The following is an 18,745-nucleotide window of genomic DNA, read 5'->3' as shown; positions in this document are numbered from 1 at the left end:
GGGACGGAACGAAAGGAGTACCCGTGCGAGTTGTCGTCATCGGCGCGGGCGTCGTGGGAAGCGCTGTCGCCGCCGGGCTGACCCGCCGCGGGGCGCACGTCACCCTGCTGGAAGAACGCTATCCCGGCGCCGGAACCACCAGCACGTCGTTCACCTGGGTCAATTCGAACAACAAGATTCCCGAGCCGTACTTCGAACTGAACCACGCCGCGGTCCGCGCCCATCACGCGCTCGGAGGCCAGGGGTTCTTCGCCACCGGCCACCTGGAGTGCGCCGGCGACGAGGCGCATCAGGCCGAGCTGGCGATCCGGCTGGAGCGACTGGAGAGCCGGGGGTACCCGGCCGAACGGATCACCCCGGCGCAGGCCATCGAACTGGAACCCGACCTCGCGCCCCAGCCGGAGGGCACCGAGTACGTGTACTTCCCCGAAGAGGCACACGTCTTCCCGGCCCCACTGCTGGCGCGCCTCCTCAGCGAGGCACGCGCAGGCGGAGCCCGCATCGAAACCGGCACCGCAGTACGGGACATCACCTCCGGCGCCAACGAGGCAACCGTCACACTCGCCGACGGCAGCACGCGGACCGCCGACGTCGTGATCGCCTGCACCGGCCGCTGGACCAACATGCTGGTCGACATCCCGGTCCTCGACACCCGCCTGTTCGGCACGGTCACCAACGGCTTCCTGGCCAGCACCACAGCAGTCCCGGCCCGGCTGACGCGAGTCCTGACCACCGACCGGCTGAACCTCAGGCCCGACGGCGGCGGCAGGCTCCTTATGCAGGCACTGGACCTGGACGAGGCCGCCGACGCCGACACCCCGCCGGGAGACGAGATCGGAGCCGAGATGCTCGCCAGACTCCCCGGCGTACTGACCGGAACCACGGGCGCGCGCATCGAGCGGATCCGGGTGGGCCAGCGGGCCATGCCGGCCGACGGCGTCACCGTGGCCGGCTTCACCGACCCGGCGGAACGCATCTACGCGGTCGCCACCCACAGCGGCATCACGCTTGCGCCCCTGCTCGCAGACCTGGTCGCCGCGGAAGTACACGGCGAGGAATCCCCCCTCCTCGCGCCGTTCCGCCCGGGCCGCTTCACCGACGGTGTCGCACCGGCCGAGGCAGCTCTCGCACTCAAGGCTGCGCGCCGCCCCGGCCAGCAGTAAGCGCCCACCAGGGGCTCCGGGACCACCCTTCACAAGGGCGCTCTGCGCGATGACGCGCAGGCAGCACAACCAGCGAGAACCCGTCAGCAACGGACAGACACCTCGGCGCCGACGCATCACTGGCCAGCGATCGAGCGTGCAGGGCTGCCGAGCAATCAGCCATGCCCGCTCGAGCTCACCTGCCCTTCAACGGACCCGGCGCCCCCATCCGCTCCCAGCCCTGGCAACCCAGGTCATCACCGACATCCCGCCAAGGAAAACGGCCTCATGAACAACACTCTTACCAAGACAGCCATCATGCCGCCCACCCACAACGCCCCGTCCGCCGCGTTCCCGCACGGGGTGCGAAAGGGAAACATCCTCCAGGTCGGCGGTCAAGTGGGCTACCTGCCCACGAACATCGCCCCGCCCCGCACCCTCGCCGGCCCCGACCTGCGTGAACAAGCTCTGCAGACCCTCGCCAACGTCAAGGCCGTCCTCGAAGAAGGCGGCGCCAGGTGGGAAGACGTGATGATGCTGCGCATCTATCTCACCGACAGGGCCCACAGCGCCGAGTTCAACGAGATCTACAACCAGTACTTCGCCGACCTGCAAGAGCCCCAAGCAGCTCGCGCAACCATCTACGTCGGCCTGCCCGCGCGGCTGCTGATCGAGATCGACGCCCTCGCCGTCGTCGGTTGAGACCACGAGCGGCGACCATCGGCGTCCGCGTAAGTCACGGCCACCCGACGGTGAGGGCATCCGCAAAGAGGTAGGCGCCGCGGGGTGATGAGCGTGCCTGAGGCCAACCGGGCGCACCATGCCGTGAAGATGCAGATCTCGTCGTATGTGGCGAGATCTGCATCTGCGGCGCTCCCTCTGCCCGGCCGGCCTGTCTCCCTGCCTGTCCCACACGTCTGGCTGCAAGCAGGCGAGGGTGGGCCGTGACTCCACGACGTCCCTGTGATCCGTCGGAGCGCACCTCGCTGTAGCTCGGACCCGGGGCGGCGCCAAGCCGCTCCGTTCGGGTGGGGCAGGCCAGCAGCACGCTGTGCCCATGCCGATCGCCACGTCACCGGCATCGACGACCCTGACCGACCCACCGCGCCTGCTCCCGTCCCGGCTCCGAACACATGGGCCTCCTAACCGCTTCGCGGTGACGGAATCTCCGCAATCAAACAGATCGAGGTGCCCCCATGCGACGCTCTCAGAGACCGCACACGCTCAGGAATATGGCGCTCGCTTCATCGGTAGTGCTGCTGGCTGCCGCCTGCCTTGGGCCCAGCGCCGGCGAAACGGGATCAGACTCACATGGGCCGATTGCCGTCGGCAGCATTCTCGACATCACTGGGCCGCTCAACGTCTACGGCAAGTCCAAAATCGATGCCACCAACCTCGCGATCAACGACATCAACGACAACGGGGGTGTGCTGGGGAGACCGCTGATCCTCATCAGCTATGACGCGCAGTCCGACAACGCCAGGTACACCCAGTACGCCAACAAGCTCACCCTGCAGAACAAGGTCTCCGTCATCATGGGCGGCACCACCAGCGCCTCCCGTGAAGCGATCCGGTCCGTCGCCGACCGCACAGAGACGCTTTACTTCTACAACACCCCTTATGAAGGTGGTGTCTGTGACAAGAACTTCTTCGCCACTGGACCTGTCCCGTCCCAGCAGCTGGCGCCGCTGATCCCGTACGCCGCCAAGAAATTCGGAAAGAAGATCTACATCGTGGCGCCAGACCACGGCTTCGGGCGGGTGTCGGCCGACTGGGTGAAGCAGTACGAAGGAAGATCTGGTGCCTGGCTCGCCGGCGCGGACTTCGTCCCGCTGGAGAGCTCGGACTTCAGCCCGGTGATCGACAACCTTCGGGCTGCCAAGCCTGACGTCGTGATCTCCCTGCTCGTCGGCGCCAACCACGCTGCCTTCTACCGGGACTTCGTCGCGAACGGACTCAACAAAAGCATGAAGGTCATCTCGACGACGTTCGGCGGAGGCAGCGAGAACCTCATGCTGGCACCGAGACAAAGCAAGGGCACCACGGTCGCCCACACCTACTTCCAGGAGCTCGACTCCCCGGCCAACGCCGCCTTCCTCAGGACCTGGAAGGAGGAGTACGGCAAGAACTACCGATACGTGACCGCGACCGCGGTGAATGAGTGGAACGGCTGGCACCTGTGGGCCGCGGCGGTCAACAAGGCCGGCAGCCTCGACAAGGACAAGGTCATCGCCGCCCTCGAATCCGGCCTGTCCATCGACGCGCCGAACGGCAAAGTGGCGATGAACGGCCGCTCGCACCACGTGACACAGAACATCACCCTAGCCCAAGCCAATGACAAGCACGGATTCGATGTTCTCACCACCAAGACCGATGTGCCTCCGGCGTACGAGAACTCAGTGTGCGACCTGAAGAGGAACCCGACGCTGAACACGCAGTTCACCCCGTAAACGCTGGGAGCCCGAACAAAGAGTCAGGGCCAAACAAGGGGCAAACCGTGCAACCCCACCAGCATGCCGACCTCGCGCTCACCAAGGCGCTTGGTGGGGCCAGTCCCTTGCCTGTGCCAGCACTCCGGCTGCAACACGCCGCCCGGGGGCGCGACTTCGCCACATCCATGTCATCCGTCGGACCACTCGTGCGTACTGACGAGGACTTGACAGCTCTGGAGAAATTCGAGGATGAACCGTAAGACTGTGGTGCTGCTGGCCGTCGTTGCTCTGCTCACCCCTTCGCTGGCTGCCTGCGGCGGATTCAGCAGTGAGGACGACGACGGCGGTGACACAATCGTCGTCGGTACTACGGACCGTTTCCTCACCTCCGGTGATGTTCCTGCTCCGGTTGATCCCGCGTACGCGCACGACGCGGGTGCCTGGAACCTGCTGGGACAGACCGTGCAGACGCTGATGGTCCAGCCCCGTGGCGGGGGAGAGCCGGTACCGGAGGCTGCCGAGAGCTGCGGCTTCACCGACAGCCGCAACGAGCGCTATGTGTGCAAGCTGTGCAACGGCCTGAAATTCTCCGACGGCGACCCGATCACCGCTGCCGACGTGAAGTTCTCCATCGACCGTGCGCGCGCCCTGAAGGCCGACAGCGGTGTCCTCGCGCTGCTGTCCACCATCGACACCGTCGAAACACAGGAGGACGACCTCGTCATCTTCCACCTCAGGACCGCGGACGCCATCTTCCCGTTCAAACTGTCGACGCCGGCCGCCGGCATCGTGAACCCCAAGGACTACGACAGCAACACGCTGCGCCACGGCTTCTCGATCGACGGCTCCGGGCCGTACACGATGCAGGCCGAGGTCAAGGCCAACGAGATGGTGAAGGCCACCTTCACCGCAAACCCCCACTACAAGGGGCGGCTGAAGCCGAAGAACGACAAGGTGGTGCTGCAGCCGTTCACAGACGCCGACGCCATGGGCACCGCCTTCGAGCAGGGCGAGATCGACGTCATGGCCCGTACGATGACACCGGAGCAGATCCACACGCTCCAGAACAACACCGACAGCAGCGTGAACCTGGTCGAGATGCCGGGCCTCGAGATCCGCTACCTCGGCTTCAACACCAACGCGCCATCGGTGAAGAACAAGGCCGTCCGCCAGGCCATGGCGCGGATCATCGACCGCGACCAGCTGGTCTCCAGCGTGTACGGCACCGCGGCGCAGCCCCTGTACTCGCTGGTACCGGCCGGAATCGTCGGCCACACCAACGCGTTCTTCAACAAGTACGGCGCCCCGAACGTCTCCAAGGCCCACATGCTGCTGGCCGAGGCGAACGTCACCACCCCAGTGGAGCTCACGCTGCACTACACGACCGACCGCTACGGCCCTACCACCGCCCGGGAGTTCGAAATCCTGAAGAAGCAGCTCAACGACAGCGGGCTGTTCGACGTCAGCATCCAGGGCACCCCCTGGGACACCTTCCACAAGGCCGCACAGAAGGGCGAGTACGACGTCTACGGCATGAGCTGGTTCCCGCACTTCCCAGACGCCGACAACTATCTCGCGCCGTTCCTCGACAAGGACAACTCTCTCAAGCTGCCCTACGCCAACAGCGAGATCCGCAACACCCTGATCCCGCAGTACCGGCGCGAGGCCGACCGACTCACCATCTCCGAAAACCTCACCGACATCCAGGACATCGTCGCCGACGACGTACCCGTCCTGCCGCTGTGGCAGAGCAACCAGTACCTCGCCGCCCGCAACGACATCACAGGCAGCGTGTACGTCATGAACTCCTCCGCCACCCTGCAACTGTGGGAACTCAGCCACGGCATGAGCGACGAAACCGTGCGGCACCGTTGACCTGAAGCCCAAGGACCCTGCCGCAGATCGTGTACATCCGACACGATCACCGAACGGCGGGCGACCTCAACCGGCGAGCAGACATCCGCGTGCCTGTGCGCTGCGCGGGAGCGGCTTGCCGGGGCGCCTCGTGCAGTCGGCGTCGAGCCCTGCGCCGCCGCCGATGAATGCCGCACCCCACCTGAGGACCTCCTCCTCGGCCACTTCGAACGACGCCACGTCTCTGCCGGCACCTGCGCTCGCGCCAACGGCAGCGGGCTGACCTCAGGTGCTGAAACGCCGCGCCTGCAGCGCACAACCTGGAAAGGGAGTTTCGCATGACTGAACCCGCAAGCATGAGCCCGAATCTCGACCGACGCGCCACAGGCGCAACCGGACTGCCCCGGACTGGTCTCGCGGCGCTGCTGGCCGCCGCCGACCTGCCGGGGGAGATAGAGCTGCCCTCCGGTGCCATCGTGGCGGCCGGCGTGGGCGAGCCCCGATATCGGGTGACGTTCCGCTCGGAACGCGGTTTGCGTACGCCGCTCACCGAGATAGCGATCGGCCAGGCCTTCGTGTCGGGCGACATTGACGTCGAAGGTGACCTGGCTGCCTTGTTCGGTGTCCGCGCCGCGCTGAGGGAGCAGGTGCCGATGCGCCAGCGGCTGCAGTTCCTGTACGACTTCATACGCTCACCCCTCGAGATGAACAAGCAGGCTGTCTCCGCGCACTACAGCCGGGGCGATGACTTCTACCTCACGTTCATCGACAAGCGGTTCCGCTTCTACTCGCAGGGCCTCTTCCAGCACCCTGACGAGACGATCGAGCAAGCGTCCGAGCACAAGCTCGAAACCATGTTCGCCGCACTGGACCTTCAGCCGGGCGCCAGACTGCTCGACATCGGCGGGGGCTGGGGCGGTGTCACCCAGTACTGCGGCGAACGCGGCGTGCACGTCACGACGCTCACGCTCGCAGAGGACTCCGCCAACCACATCCGGGCATTGATCGCCGACAACAACCTTCCCGGCGAGGTGCTGCTGGAGGACTTCCTCGCCCATCGCCCATCGCAACCGTACGACCACGCCGTGATCTACGGCGTGATCGAGCACCTCCCGGACTACCGCAGATTCGCCGCGAAAGCGTGGGACGTGCTGAAGCCCGGCGGACGCCTCTACCTCGACGCCTCCGCGTCCATCCAGAAGTTCTCGGTGAGCTCGTTCACCCGCGACCACATCTGGGGCGGCAGGCACACCTACATGACGCTCCAAGACGTCATCGCCGAGATGCTCTACCACGGCTTCGAGGTGCTGGACGTGACCAGGGAGACCCACGACTACGAGCTGACGATGCTGGAGTGGGCGAATCGCCTCGACGCCGCGAAAGACGACATCATCGCCAGATGGGGCGAGAAGACCTACCGGGCGTTCCGGCTCTTCCTGTGGGGCGGCACACACGCATTCCATGTCAACGCACTGCAGGCCTACCACCTCGTCGTCGAACGCACCGCCGATCCCGGTCCCCGACCGTCCCGCCTCCGCAGGCTCGTGGAGTTCCTGGCAGGCCTGCGGTGAGACGCCTCGGTTGCGACACGCCACGCCATGACGGCTCGAAACCGTGGTCGCGGCCTGAGTGGCGCACCTGAGCGGGCGGTCACCAGACGGTCGGCGATCTGATGGCCGCTCTCCGACAGGCGGACCGCTCACCCCACCGGAGCCGCGCCGCCGTCGGCCATGACCGCCAGGATGTGTCCGTCTCCACCATGGGCATTCACGTCATGCTGCCTTGAGTTGGGCGGGCACTGGCAGTTGCCGGTGGTGCGGTGGCGAGGTCGATGCGCGCCCGAGTGCGCCATCCTGTTGCCATCTGGTCAATGCGCAGGTCGTGCGTGAGGGCGGCGACGAGGGACAGCCCTCGGCCGTGCTCCTCGGGGTCGCCGGGTGGGGCGGAGTTCTTGGGCCTGCCGTGATCGGTGACCATGATTTCCAGTTCGGAGGTGGTCAGGGCGACCTGGAGTGTCATCTGGTCGTGCCCGTGAATGACAGCGTTAGTGAGCAGCTCGCTGATCACCAGCGCTGCAGTGCTTTGCTCATCGTCGCTCATCGCCCACCCGGCAAAGAGCGCGGAGGCGCGGCTTCGCAGGGTGCCGACCGAAACGGCGTGGGCCGGCGCCGTGATGCTGAGGCTGCAGATCCCAGGGACCGGGCGCACATCATGGACTGCCGTCTCGGCGGGGTGGGTGCTGTCGAGGTACATGGTGTGCTCCCCATGCGGTCGGGGGTCTCTGCACTGCTTCACTGGCGTGACAGAGGGCAGGGCCCGCCTGAACTTCGTTTCTATCTCCCACCTGAGTTGCAGGTAGAGCAGCGCCGCTATGAATCGACCTTACAATCAACCAATTGACCGGTCAATAGCGTCGGTGATTTTCGGATTGTGTGGATCGTGTCGCTCTGTGGGCGTCAGAACGCACCCAAGCCCGTATGGACGCAGGTCCGGTGGGGGCAGGTCGGTGACCTCCTTCCGAAGCCACCGCTCCCGCTCGTGTGCACCGTGGGCCTGGCGCCGCTGAATGCCCTGGTGAGCGGGGCGCACGGTAAACGGGCGGGGCACCCGGTCCGGCTGCTCCGAGCCGCCGTCAGAGGTAGGCGTGATCAGGCGCGTGGCGGGTCAGGTCTGCTGAGCTGCATGGGTATGAAGATCACCATGGTGGACGCGGTGATGGCGAAGACGGTGATGCCTGCCCGCAGCCCTACGCCTCCGCGGAGTCACCGGTTCCCACATCACGCCCAGAGCCATGAACAGGAAGAGGCCTCCAGCACATCAACGCTCTCCAGGCCCTCAGTTCCTTGCGGCACTCGTGCTCCCTGGCGGCCCGCGCCTCGGGAGTGTCGTAGAGGATCAGGGTGTGCCAGGCCAGGTGCTCCATGCGCTGGGTCGTGCTCCAGGGTGGCAGGCGGAGGCCATCTTCGTGAGTGGCTGTGCGAAGCAGTCGCGGTCGCGGCCGCCGACGATCGGCCGCTGAGCGTGAGGACGAGCACTTCGCCGTCCCCGTTCGATGAGGAACCGACAATCGCAACCCTGGAGATCAGCCTCGGACTCCCATGGCCCGAGACCGCGGGACCGATCGGTGCCCGTCCGCCGCGGGGACCTTCCCGTCGACCGGTGCGGCATGGTCATCGGCAATGCCGCAGGGCTGGATGCGTGGACGGGAATGGACGACGAGCCGGCCGACGGGCTCGCCGACGTCACGTACTGGGGCCGATACGAGGACGACGCATACGCGAAGTTCGGCGGTGAGCGGATCGCGCAGTACGGCGTGCCATCACCATCTCTCCCGCCTCGTCGGCCTCGAGCGTGACCGGATAGACCTGGCTGGCGTCGCGCTCACCACGGTGCCTGATCGAGTGGCCGCCTTGGTCCCAGTCAATCCCGAGCACGTCGGACGGGGGAACTCCTCGGTGTGATCGGTCCCGGTACCCGGGGACCGGCGCTGCAAGGCGAGCGCAGAGGAACGGTCCGTCACCGGGCAGCTGAGAAGCGGAGGTGGTCGCCCTTATGCGAAAGGGAGATGACAGCTGTTCACGGGTGGATACTTCCGGAGTGCCGATGAACCTCGCGGGCGCGCTGGCCGCGCTCGACGCCCACCACCCCGATGCTCTGCTCGAACTGCGTGAGTCGCAGTGGATCGACGCGAAGAAGCAGCCGTACCAGCTGTCGGCGCCGGCCGTCGCCGAGGAGTTCGCCAAGGATGTCGCCGCGTTCGCCAACGGAGGCGGGGGCGTGATCGTGATCGGCATCGCGACTCGTCCAGAACGCGGTGAGGAGATTCTGGACCACATCGTCGGCGTGGATCCGGACGCCGTCAGCCCGGACCAGGTGCGCAAGGTGCTGCTGCAGCGGATCACGCCAGCGGTACGCGGGCTACGGATCGGCTGGTCCGGACCCGACGACGGGCAGCGGGTGGCGTTCCTCCACATCCCGGTCCAAGCTCCAGGCCAGCTGTTCGTCGTGGCGGCCCCGACGGGCAAGAACGGCGCGCCCAGGCCGGACACGGTCGCGGTGCCGATCCGCGACGGCGACGGCACCCATTGGTTGCCGCGGACCGAGGTCCAGCAGCTCCTCGCTGCAGGGGTCAAGGCCTCCGGCATGCCCACCCCGGAGGCCCTCGCGGCGCTGGTCCAGGAGGCGGCGGCCGCGACGCGTGCCGATGTCTTGCGGGTGGGCCAGGGCCTCGCCGACCGGGAATGGGAGATGCGCCAGGCCCACCGAGAGCTCGCGGCTCACGGGCTGGGCGCGCCGGCCGGAGAGGCACGGGAGCACGGCACGGCGGCGCTTCAGGACTTCCACCACACGCAGCCCGGCAAGCTGGGGTGGGTGCTGTGCCTGGTGGCCGACCGCCCACCGGTCGCGGTCGCGGCACCGGTCTGGCAGGCGATCACGGACGCGGGCCGGGCGGACGTCGGCCAGGATGCGCTCGCGGCCATCGGGTTCCCCGTCCCGCCCGCAGGTGTACGAATACCGTGGCTGATCGAAGCTGATGCCCAGTGCCTGGAACTCGCCGGCGGACACTGGGGCGCGGGCCGCCTCATGCGGTTGGGGAACGACGAGTGGCGGTGGCAGCCGCGACCGCACTTCAGCCTCCAGCAGGGCCGCTCCGCTACGGCCTGGACGAGCGGTCAGACCCCCGCGCTGCGCCTTCGCGTCGTGGTGAACCTGCCCTGGGCCGGCACGGACGCCTTGGAGATCACCAGGACGCGGCGCCATCAGCTCGAGCAGCAGCTTCCGTTCAGCTCGCTGGCGGGCGCCATGACCATGCTCTCCAAGCGCCGGGGCACGGACCTGCGTGCTGAGCGGTGGGAGCGGACGGCTTCGGGAAACTCGTCCCGATCGCTCGCCTACGCGTGCACCCTCACCGCGCCGGACGGCGCAACCGCGCTGCGAGCCGCCGCCATGCTCTCCCTGCCGACCCCGATGGACTCCTCCGTCATTGCATGCGCCGAACTCCTCGTCGACGACAAGGAAGCGTGGGCAGCGCTTCTCTCGCCCGGCGGCTGGGACACACAGCTGGGTCTGGAAGAGGCCCAGGCCGTGCTCCTCGGAGCCTGGGAGACCGCCGCCGAGCTGCTCCCGGAAGCCATCGGCACTCCCGGCCTGCGATGGTCCGCACCGCCCACCAGCGAGCTGCGACTCAGCAGCGAGCGGCCCGAGCCGAACGGCGTCCTGCCGCCCCTGGTGTCGGCCCTCGACTTGACGCCATTCGGTGACGGAGAGGACCACAGGCAGAGCATGGCCGTCACAATCACCGCCACACCCCGCATGGCCGCCAACCAGCGCAGGAACCTGCTGCGGCAGGCGCTCGTCCACATGGCCCGTGCGTTCGGCTACGTCGACGCCGACCTGGACGCACTGCAGTAGACCCACACCCCACCCCGAGCACTGGCATTGACGACCCGAAGGCCCTGGCCCTGGAGCACGTGGACAGCCTCCGAAGGCCTTGTCGGCGCCTCGGCATACGCTGACGCCAGGGGCTGGCAAAGGGGAGAGAGCACATGGACATCGACAAGCAGATTGAGGTGTCGCGCACGTGGGAGCCCAGCGATCCCGGGCCCCGTCCGTACGACCCTGACTCCGCCGACCTCATGCGCACCGCAGGAATGCTCGAGGCCGTCTTCAGGTACATCCGACAGAGCCCAGAGGCATCCGCAGAGATGCACGCCGCCAGCAGCGACCCTGAGATGTACCTGCTCCTCACGGAGACTGCCGCCCTTCGCGAGCGGCTCCGACTGCACATGGCGGAGGACCCGGGCCTGATGCTGTGGTTGCAGTCCATCCCCGTAGGCCGGGAGGTCTTGAACCGGATGGAGATGCAGTACGCCATGGAGGAGCCCGACCGAGCAGTTGCCGAGGAAGCGATCCGTACCGCGCCGACCGCGGCCATCGCACGGTCGCGGCAAGCCTGGTTCCAGGAGCGGGTTGCGGAACACGAGCGGCACACCGCGTACACGACGCCTCCCAGGAGCGCCGCCCGGGTGGAGGAGACGCGCCTGGCGATGCTGGAGACGCTCAGGCAAGGCCGAATCGAGCACCGGGAAGCCGGTGCGTGAGCAGCAGCTTCCGTTCGCTGCCGCTCAGTTCCGAGTCACCCTGCAGTTCGGGACCGGCGCCGCCAGCGACGGCGTGTGGGCGGACCCCGGCGTGGCGGTGGACAGTTCACCCGGTGGCTGGGGACGCACGGTAGCCAGGCCGGCGCTCAGATCTGCCCCTGGGCGGAGGCCGGCGAGCAGCAGGAACTGGTGCGGCGATGGCGGGAGGAGACGGATGTGGAAGAGGTCTTCTTCGTGCTGTAGGCATCGGCTGCCGATCCGCGTCCTGCCCCTGCCGGGGCAGGACAGCTACGTCGACGCACGGTTCTGCTCAGTTAGCGGCGCCGTGCTCCGCCGCAGGCGCCACAACTGGCGGCGACCGTTGAGGTCACCTCGGGGTGACGCCCATGTCAGCCTGCGGCGCGATGGAACGTGGATCCCGCTACACCGCCGTACCGATCGATCTCGTTTGGCGCGGCGCCGGCCGAAGTCTGTCGGTCCTGTCCCGTCTTGCCGTCCAGGACGATCGGCTCGTCACCCACCTCCCCATACACGGCACCGTGCCAGAATCCGCTGACCTTCGGCACCGTCCGTCCGGAACCGTCGGGCAACATCCACTGCGTCTGAACCGAAGCGGCGTCGAACACGGTGATCCCGCGGTTTGCCGCCCCGTACCCGTACTTGGAACACAGGACCAGGGACTGTGCGTCGTGGCGGCACCGCCAGCCCTCGCCATCGAGTGCCACTCGCCGCTCACCGCTGACCGCATCTATGACGAGTGTTGTGTCATTGAGGCTTGCGCTCAGCAACCGCGGCGCGGCTGCGGCCGGCTGCCGCGCCTCCGCCACGGTCCACCGCTGTTCGCCCGTGGCCGCCGCGAGTCCCAAGAGCCTTCCTTCGCCGAACCCCGTCTTCTCACCGCCGGCAACGACGCCGTCGGCGAGGGTCACCGCACGAAAGTCGGGCTTCTTCCAGCGGACGGTGCCCGCGGAGGGTTCAACGGCATACGTGGTGTCGGCCGCAGTGACGAGCGCTGTGCCGGCATCGACTCCGATGACCTGCGGCGCGAGCATCTCGTCGGCCCCGATGGGGATGGCGCTGAGCCCGGTGGAGCTGGGAGCGGCTGTGATCTCGGCCGACCATGACGTCTTGCCGGTGGCCGTCTCGACAGCCAGCACCTCGATCACGGATCGGTCCGGCGTTGTCCCTTCACCCTCCACATCCCTGTTCCACGCGGCGTACACGGTTTTGCCGTCAGCCGAGACCAGGGGAGCGGCACGGTTGCTTCCGAAACCGCCCGCTTCTGGGGCGTGCTTCGTACTCACGTCCCACCGCGGTGCACCAGTCCCGGTGTCGATCGCTTCCAGTCCCCCCTCGGCGGTGATGTAGGCAACCCCGTCGGCAAGCGTGACCGCAGGCCGTGTCGCTTCCCCGCTCGTCGTACTCGGCTGGGTTGCACTCGGCAATTCGACCGTAGGCCCACCGAAGCGCACGGGCGGGTCGAACGATGGACGGCTTGGCCCTTTGGAAGTCGCCTGGGAAGGTTTCGCGGACTCGCCGGACGACTTCGCGTCCGATGAGCCGCCGTCTCCACAGGCGACCAACGCCGTTGCCGCCAGTGTGACTCCTGCCGCGGCAACGGCCCATCGCCGCGACCTGGCTCTGGTGCCCATCTCTCCCCCATCTCTTGATCTTCGCGATCACGACGACCATAGTGCTTGGGCCTCCTGGAGACCGGAGGTTGTCTGACCACCCGACAGCAAACCTGCACGGAGTGGGCCAGGTTGTCTCGAACTGGTCGGGGGTGATCCGAAAGGCGCCGTCTGGTCCTTCGGCCTGGCAGCGAGCGAACCCAGATCGTGTCGGCATCGAGCGGCGCTGTCGTGAGGTGAGCTCGCCGATGTTGTTCTCGCTCGTGCTGCCACCGGTGATCCTCCTGCCAGGGCCTGCGCGAGACAACGCAGCAGTCGACGCCGACGAGCGCGGCGGCTTTCGGGCGGGTCTGGCCGGCCTGCGTCGCCTTCGCGATGCGGGTGATGACGTGCGGGGTGAGCCGGCTCAGACGGCCGGCCTTCGGCGAGATGGTGTTCGTCATGGCGCGGAAGGTGGGCACACCTGCGCACTAGTGTCTTGTGCTCTGCGAACGGACTCCTGCGAGCACTTGGGCCGGACGGTCAGCCCCGCGGACTGCATGGTGCACGCACGGCAAAGGCCGGGGCAGCATCAATTGCTGCACCCGGCCCTTGCGGTGGTGTGATCCGGTGCGATCGGCCCAGAAGCGTCTACTCAGGCAGCAGCAGCCGGAGCCAGCTTGGGGTTCTCGCCGTACTTGTTGGCCTCGAACTGACCCTCCGAGGCCAGGAAGACGAGCAGGATGATGCTGCCGACCAGAGGGATCAGACCGATGAGGATCCACCAGCCCGAGTGTCCGGTGTCGTGCAGTCGACGGAATGACACGGCGAACGTCGGGATCAGCGTCGCGAGGACGTAGATCATGTAGGGGATGTCCGACTCTATGGCGAGGCCCACGCCCGCCAGGGCCAGGAGGACGATCACCTGTATCAGGTAGAACATCCAGTACTCCTTGCGGCGTGCACGGCCGCCGAATCCGGCGTAGTTCTTGAGCACTGCCAGGTACCAGTTCACTGCGGTCCCCTCCCCATGGCCCCCTTGACAGGGACGCATCCATTTTCGGTCAAGCAGGCGGAATGTAAAGCCGACATAAGGAGAAGGTCAAGTCGGTTCCTGACAGCACCCCGAAGGGTCATCCACCTGCGGCTCAACCGTGTCCATACCGAGTCCGAAGATCACAGAGAAGCGACCTCGAACGCGGGCAGGACCTCTTCGGCGAGCGGATTTCGGAGCCTTTCAGCCAGCGCGCACCGCCTTGCCTGGAACCCGGGACTGTAGCGGCCCGGTAGCCGCATCGTGCACGGCCTACGGGTGGGTGACTGCCGTGCGGGTGGTCTGTGCACGAATGCTGCCGAGCCGCACGGCCCGGCGGGGCGAAACACGTTGTGTGGAAGGCATGCAGGACAACGGCACGTGGCCGTACGCCTCCCCGACGGGCGCACCGCTTTGTCGCAGACCTGGAGCGCTCCGCTGGCCGCTCAAGTCCCAGCCCATCTGGAGACGACCGAGCCCGCGGGCCGTGGCCGCACAACCGGTGGTGACTTCTCTGTCGCCACCACCGGGGACCTGGTGGTCGAGGCGCGGGCACCACTCGCCATGCGGTTGTCACCGTGACTGGCGTCGGCTGATACGCAGCCCGTCTACGCTCGGCAGCGTGAGCAGCGAGGAGATTCCCGGAGCCGTCGAGGCGCGCCCCTGGTCGCCGGACGATGGGCCTGCGCCGCGCGTCACGACGTGGCCCCGCACCAACCGGCCGGCTCTGCGGGTCTACTCCCACGGGGTGTGGCGGTACGCGACGATCGAGGCCCGGCAGGACTGGGCCGACGGCCGGGTCTTCTACCAGGTGAGTGTCGATCTTCGCGGGGACACGCACGTCACGACGCGCCTGTACCAGTGGCCGCAGCCGGGGCTTCGGGCCTCTCACGCCCCGCGCCCGGAGGCGGCGGGCGAGACCGGTCCGACCCCGCCGCCGACCCGGCCCCGCCGGTAGCGGCCCGGCTCAGTGGGCCAGCGCGACGTCTTCCTGTGCAGCTGACAGGGCCGTGTCCGCCGGTATGACGGGCTGCGCCTCCGGGACACGCTTCAGGGCCTGGCGCGCCTTGTACGCGTCCACGCCGCACGTCTGCCAGTGCGGATGCGTGTAGACGACCTCGCTCGCCCTGCGAGACTCCTCCCACAGCCGGTCGTACTCGGTCTTCTGCTCGTCCGTCCACCCGTCGGTGGGCGGGCGGGAGGACTGGAAGCCGTGCAGACCGCCGCCCTCGTGCGACGCCTCCCACCCCTCGTGAGGCTCGCGCGACCAGGGGAGCGTGGCCTGGAAGCGGTGCAGCTGTTCACGCACCTCAGCGGCCTCCCGCTGGGCCCTGATCAGATCGGGCGGGAAGTCGTACGGGTCGAATGCAGGGGCGTCGGTAGAGGCGGCGTCGGTCATGCGATCGAGCGTAATGCGCGCCTCGGACATTGCCCCGCGGCTCGGGCTCCGGAGCGCGGCGGAAGTCAGGGCTTGGGGATCCTCGCAGCCAGCCCAAGGCCCGTTCTCAGCCTCGCGCCGAGGGGCGGAAGGCCCACACGAGCGTTCCGATGATGGTCAGAACTCCGCCCAAGAACAGCGCGAATCCGGTCCAGGTCAGAACTGCGTCAACCAGCGTCCCGCCGACCACCGAGCACCACTCCGCCCCATTCCGCATGTTCGGCTCGGCGTGTGGGTGCTCCCAGCAGTACGCGCGGTCACCGAACACTGCCATGACGAAGAACCCGAGCACTGCCGCGATGAACGCCAGACCGCACACGGTCTTGACACGGTGCCATTCCAAGGCAGTCCGCGTGCCCGTCCGACGGCGTGCCGCTCTCGTCTGCTGCGGCTTGCTGGTGCGGTCGATCCAGCCAGAGGCGGGCCCTCGCGGCCGGCGCGCGTCGTGCTCTGCACCGGCGGCTGGTGCAAGCCGAGGAATGCGACGCCTGCGCTCTCGCTCGCGCCGCTCCCTCTCCTGCTGCCGCTCACGCTCCTCGGGGGTGCGCCACCGCTGACTGATCCCTCCGGGGCCCTCTCTGCGCACGCTCGCCTCCGGGTGCGCGTGCGTACGTGCGTGCCTGCGCACCGCTGCGGCCGTGGTCTCCTCCTCGGATTGGGACACCGCTTCGCCGCACGCCTCGCACATCCATGCATCCATCCGTCAGCCCCCCTTGCTGCCGCCTTCGTGCTCATCCTCACCCGACGCGCTGGCCCGTGGAGGCGACAGCCCGATATCAACGAGCCTTCATCGGCGGGGCCTTCACCGGTGGAGCCGGGGCTTCGGCTGTCCGACCGTGCTGCCCGGGGCCCTTCCCGGGGGGGTGCCCCTATGTCTTTGGTCAAGGGAAACGGGGGTGCGCTGGGTCGGTGAGGCGGGCAGCATGGCCGGGTGGCTGACCTGTTGTGGGATGACGTGAAGTGCTTCTTCGACCCGGACTTGATGGGGTCGTTGCCGGACATGCGTGTCCCGAATGCCTCGGTGCAGGACTGGCAGGCGGTCCTCGACCTGGTCGAGGAGAAGGGCTGGAAGTGCCAGTACTCCGAGGGAGAAGCGGTGCTTCCGGTGCCCCGGGCGGAGGTCGTGCTGTCCCGCCCGGCGGACGCCGAGTGCCCGAACCTGCGGGTCTGGCCGACGGCCGATGTGCTGGCGATCTTCCGGTTCTCTGCCGACGACGAAGTCGACTTCGACGTCGACCTGCGGGAGTTGCAGGGCCAGGAGCGACTTGATGTGTTCTGCGGCTTCCTCCGGGAGATCGGAAGGCGGCTGAACAAGCCCGTGCTGATGGACCCGGAAGGCGACCATGGCCATCCAGTGCTCGGCTTCGATGTCGAGGCCGATCGAGTCGTCCTCCTCGCAGACCCGCAGGTCAGGTGACTGCGGCCGACGACTGCGGTTCATAGAAGGTTCCGTCACGGAGCATCGCGAACAGGACGTCGGCCCGGCGTCGGGCGAGGCAGAGCAGAGCCTGGGTGTGGTGCTTGCCCTGGGCGATCTTCTTGTCGTAGTAGGCCCGGGACGCGGGGTCGCCCAGGGCGGCGAACGCGGAGAGGAAGAAAGCCCTTTTGAGCTGCTTGTTTCCTCTCCTGGAGGGCTGTTCGCCGCGGATCGAGGAGCCTGAGCTCCGGGTGGCCGGGGCGAGACCGGCGTAGGCGGCGAGGTGGCCGGCGGTCGGGAAGGTCCTGCCGTCGCCGACCTCAATCAGGATTCGTGCTCCGGTCCTGACGCCGACTCCCGGCATCGACGTCAGGACCTTCGAAAGACATCTCACGGCGCTAAGAGTCAAGCTGCGGCCTCGACGAACGGTGCGAAGGCACGTTGCTCGTCGAAGGCTACTCGGTGCTGCAGGCAGTGATAGAGCATCCCCAGCATGCGGTTGAACAAGTTGCGCTGGGCGGCTGCGTGCCAGTCGCCGCGCTCGCGGCGACGCCGGTAGTGGGCGTTGGCGCCGGGCGAGACGGTGATGGCGGCGAAGGCCCACAGATAGCCGGCGTGGGTGAGGCGGTCGTTCTTGACGAACCGGCGCCCGACGTAGCGTTTCTTGCCTGATGCTCGGGTGACGGGGGCTGACCCGGCGTATGCCTTCAGCGCTCGGGCATCTGCGAACCGGCTGCGGTCATCTCCGATCTCGGCAAGCAGCCGGGCACCGAGCAGGGCGCCGAGGCCGGGAAAGCTCGTGATCACCTCAGCGTCCGGGTGCTGCTGAAAAGACGCCTCCACCGCCTCAGCGAGGTCGTCAGCGCCTTCGGCGGCGGCGTCGAGCTGGCGGAGGAGGGCGAGCATCTGCTTGCCCATGGCCTCCTCGACGAGCGGAGGCTGATGGGCGTACTCGGCTCGGAAGATGTCCTGGAGGCGCTTGGTCTCCGCTTCGGCGTATCGCTGACGGCCGCCGCGCTTGAGAGCTGCCCTGATCTGGGGTTTCGTTAGCTTCGCAGCAGCGGTCGGGGTAGGCGCGATGGCCAGGACAGCACGGGCCTCAGCGTGGGCGAGGCCGCCCTTGCGGCCGGTCACAAAGGCATCCAGGGCGGCTGGGTAGTACTCGCGCAGCAGCGAACGGAGCTGGTTGGCGATCTGCTGGCGATTCCACACGGCGTCCTGCTGAGCGCGGGCGAGCACGGTGATAGCCCGGGCGAGTTCGCTGTCGGCCGGCAGTGGGCGGTGCATGGGCATATCGGTGCGCAGGATGTTGGCCAGCACGAGGGCGTCGCCGGGGTCGGACTTCTTGCGGGAGACGCCGTGCCGGTCGCGGTAGCGGGATGCGGCGAGTGGGTTGATTGCGAAGACTTGCCGTGCGCCGACCCGCAGGATCGCGACGAGCAGACCGCGGGAGGTCTCGATGGCTACCGGTATCGGCTCGGCCTCGGTGTCGCCGTGCTCGGCGAGCAGGTCCAGCAGCTTGCGGTAGCCGGCTGCGTCATCAGTGATGCGGGCCTTGGCGAGCAGCTTCCCGGCCTCGTCGACCAGGGCGACGTCATGATGTTTCTCCGCCCAGTCGATCCCGCAGAACACCTTCACGTTCTCTCCCTTCAGTCGGTTGTTTGCGCTGGTGACGAGCGCATGCGGGCCACGCGACGCTCTAATGCCAGGACTCGTCG

18 protein-coding genes and 1 pseudogene are annotated in these 18,745 nt (G+C 67.6%); 11 read left to right on the top strand and 8 right to left on the bottom strand.

Going from position 1 to position 18,745, the window contains the following annotated elements; translation table 11 throughout:
• Positions 1-23: 23 nt before the first annotated feature.
• The 4 genes from AB0K02_RS24465 to AB0K02_RS24450 all read left to right on the top strand — a co-directional run bounded on the left by AB0K02_RS24465 (position 24) and on the right by AB0K02_RS24450 (position 5,449).
• The gene (locus tag AB0K02_RS24465) at positions 24-1,163 is read left to right on the top strand and encodes an FAD-binding oxidoreductase (RefSeq protein WP_365994652.1); all 1,140 of its coding nucleotides are present in this window, start codon (positions 24-26) and stop codon (positions 1,161-1,163) included.
• A 267-nt stretch (positions 1,164-1,430) separates the two neighbouring features.
• Positions 1,431-1,844 (top strand): RidA family protein, encoded by a 414-nt coding sequence (locus tag AB0K02_RS24460; RefSeq protein WP_365994651.1) that lies wholly within the window; start codon positions 1,431-1,433, stop codon positions 1,842-1,844.
• Between the two features lie 530 nt (positions 1,845-2,374).
• On the top strand, positions 2,375-3,592 hold the full coding sequence (locus AB0K02_RS24455) for an ABC transporter substrate-binding protein (RefSeq protein WP_365994650.1): 1,218 nt from the start codon (positions 2,375-2,377) through the stop codon (positions 3,590-3,592).
• 231 nt (positions 3,593-3,823) lie between these two features.
• Positions 3,824-5,449: an ABC transporter substrate-binding protein gene (locus AB0K02_RS24450; protein ID WP_365994649.1), complete on the top strand. Its 1,626-nt coding sequence runs from the start codon at positions 3,824-3,826 to the stop codon at positions 5,447-5,449.
• Between the two features lie 66 nt (positions 5,450-5,515).
• Here the strand turns inward: AB0K02_RS24450 and AB0K02_RS24445 are convergent, their stop codons facing one another.
• Positions 5,516-5,668, bottom strand: coding sequence for a hypothetical protein (locus AB0K02_RS24445; protein ID WP_365994648.1), 153 nt, complete (start codon positions 5,666-5,668; stop codon positions 5,516-5,518).
• A gap of 98 nt (positions 5,669-5,766) precedes the next feature.
• Here AB0K02_RS24445 and AB0K02_RS24440 point away from each other — a divergent pair, with 98 nt between their 5' ends.
• Positions 5,767-6,999, top strand: coding sequence for a class I SAM-dependent methyltransferase (locus AB0K02_RS24440; RefSeq protein ID WP_365994647.1), 1,233 nt, complete (start codon positions 5,767-5,769; stop codon positions 6,997-6,999).
• 196 nt (positions 7,000-7,195) lie between these two features.
• Here the strand turns inward: AB0K02_RS24440 and AB0K02_RS24435 are convergent, their stop codons facing one another.
• Positions 7,196-7,681, bottom strand: a complete 486-nt coding sequence (locus AB0K02_RS24435) for an ATP-binding protein (RefSeq protein ID WP_365994646.1) — start codon at positions 7,679-7,681, stop codon at positions 7,196-7,198.
• A gap of 871 nt (positions 7,682-8,552) precedes the next feature.
• On the opposite strand from AB0K02_RS24435, the gene AB0K02_RS24430 reads away from it, so the two are divergent.
• From AB0K02_RS24430 to AB0K02_RS24420, 3 genes are all read left to right on the top strand, one after another.
• Complete coding sequence (locus tag AB0K02_RS24430; RefSeq protein WP_365994645.1) at positions 8,553-8,783, top strand: hypothetical protein; 231 nt, start codon at positions 8,553-8,555, stop codon at positions 8,781-8,783.
• A 248-nt stretch (positions 8,784-9,031) separates the two neighbouring features.
• The gene (locus AB0K02_RS24425; RefSeq protein ID WP_365994667.1) at positions 9,032-10,840 is read left to right on the top strand and encodes an RNA-binding domain-containing protein; all 1,809 of its coding nucleotides are present in this window, start codon (positions 9,032-9,034) and stop codon (positions 10,838-10,840) included.
• A gap of 134 nt (positions 10,841-10,974) precedes the next feature.
• Positions 10,975-11,529, top strand: coding sequence for a hypothetical protein (locus tag AB0K02_RS24420; protein WP_365994644.1), 555 nt, complete (start codon positions 10,975-10,977; stop codon positions 11,527-11,529).
• Positions 11,530-11,918: 389 nt separating this feature from the next.
• Here AB0K02_RS24420 and AB0K02_RS24415 read toward each other — a convergent pair whose 3' ends face one another.
• Positions 11,919-13,181 (bottom strand): PQQ-binding-like beta-propeller repeat protein, encoded by a 1,263-nt coding sequence (locus AB0K02_RS24415; protein WP_365994643.1) that lies wholly within the window; start codon positions 13,179-13,181, stop codon positions 11,919-11,921.
• Positions 13,182-13,794: 613 nt separating this feature from the next.
• Positions 13,795-14,154, bottom strand: a complete 360-nt coding sequence (locus AB0K02_RS24410; RefSeq protein WP_365994642.1) for a DUF805 domain-containing protein — start codon at positions 14,152-14,154, stop codon at positions 13,795-13,797.
• Positions 14,155-14,553: 399 nt separating this feature from the next.
• Between AB0K02_RS24410 and AB0K02_RS24405 the strand changes: the two genes are divergently transcribed.
• Together AB0K02_RS24405 and AB0K02_RS24400 are read left to right on the top strand one after the other, a co-directional pair.
• The gene (locus AB0K02_RS24405) at positions 14,554-14,754 is read left to right on the top strand and encodes a hypothetical protein (protein ID WP_365994641.1); all 201 of its coding nucleotides are present in this window, start codon (positions 14,554-14,556) and stop codon (positions 14,752-14,754) included.
• 40 nt (positions 14,755-14,794) lie between these two features.
• On the top strand, positions 14,795-15,130 hold the full coding sequence (locus AB0K02_RS24400) for a hypothetical protein (RefSeq protein WP_365994640.1): 336 nt from the start codon (positions 14,795-14,797) through the stop codon (positions 15,128-15,130).
• A 9-nt stretch (positions 15,131-15,139) separates the two neighbouring features.
• On the opposite strand, the gene AB0K02_RS24395 is transcribed toward AB0K02_RS24400, so the two are convergent.
• Positions 15,140-15,571, bottom strand: coding sequence for a hypothetical protein (locus AB0K02_RS24395; RefSeq protein WP_365994639.1), 432 nt, complete (start codon positions 15,569-15,571; stop codon positions 15,140-15,142).
• Between the two features lie 106 nt (positions 15,572-15,677).
• The gene (locus AB0K02_RS24390; protein WP_365994638.1) at positions 15,678-15,953 is read right to left on the bottom strand and encodes a hypothetical protein; all 276 of its coding nucleotides are present in this window, start codon (positions 15,951-15,953) and stop codon (positions 15,678-15,680) included.
• Between the two features lie 588 nt (positions 15,954-16,541).
• Between AB0K02_RS24390 and AB0K02_RS24385 the strand changes: the two genes are divergently transcribed.
• Positions 16,542-17,027: a hypothetical protein gene (locus AB0K02_RS24385; protein WP_365994637.1), complete on the top strand. Its 486-nt coding sequence runs from the start codon at positions 16,542-16,544 to the stop codon at positions 17,025-17,027.
• Here the strand turns inward: AB0K02_RS24385 and AB0K02_RS24380 are convergent.
• Together AB0K02_RS24380 and AB0K02_RS24375 are read right to left on the bottom strand one after the other, a co-directional pair.
• Positions 17,020-17,412: pseudogene (locus AB0K02_RS24380) on the bottom strand (transposase); the annotation flags it as partial. The gene AB0K02_RS24385 and the pseudogene AB0K02_RS24380 overlap by 8 nt on opposite strands.
• 20 nt (positions 17,413-17,432) lie before the next feature.
• Entirely contained in the window at positions 17,433-18,680 is a 1,248-nt protein-coding gene (locus AB0K02_RS24375) for an IS110 family transposase (protein WP_365994666.1), read from the bottom strand.
• Positions 18,681-18,745: the final 65 nt, after the last annotated feature.

This window comes from Streptomyces sp. NPDC049597 (genome assembly GCF_040675505.1).
Taxonomy (GTDB): domain Bacteria; phylum Actinomycetota; class Actinomycetes; order Streptomycetales; family Streptomycetaceae; genus Streptomyces.
The sequence above is the reverse complement of the archived record's forward strand: the minus strand, read 5'-3'. Positions and strand labels throughout refer to the sequence as shown.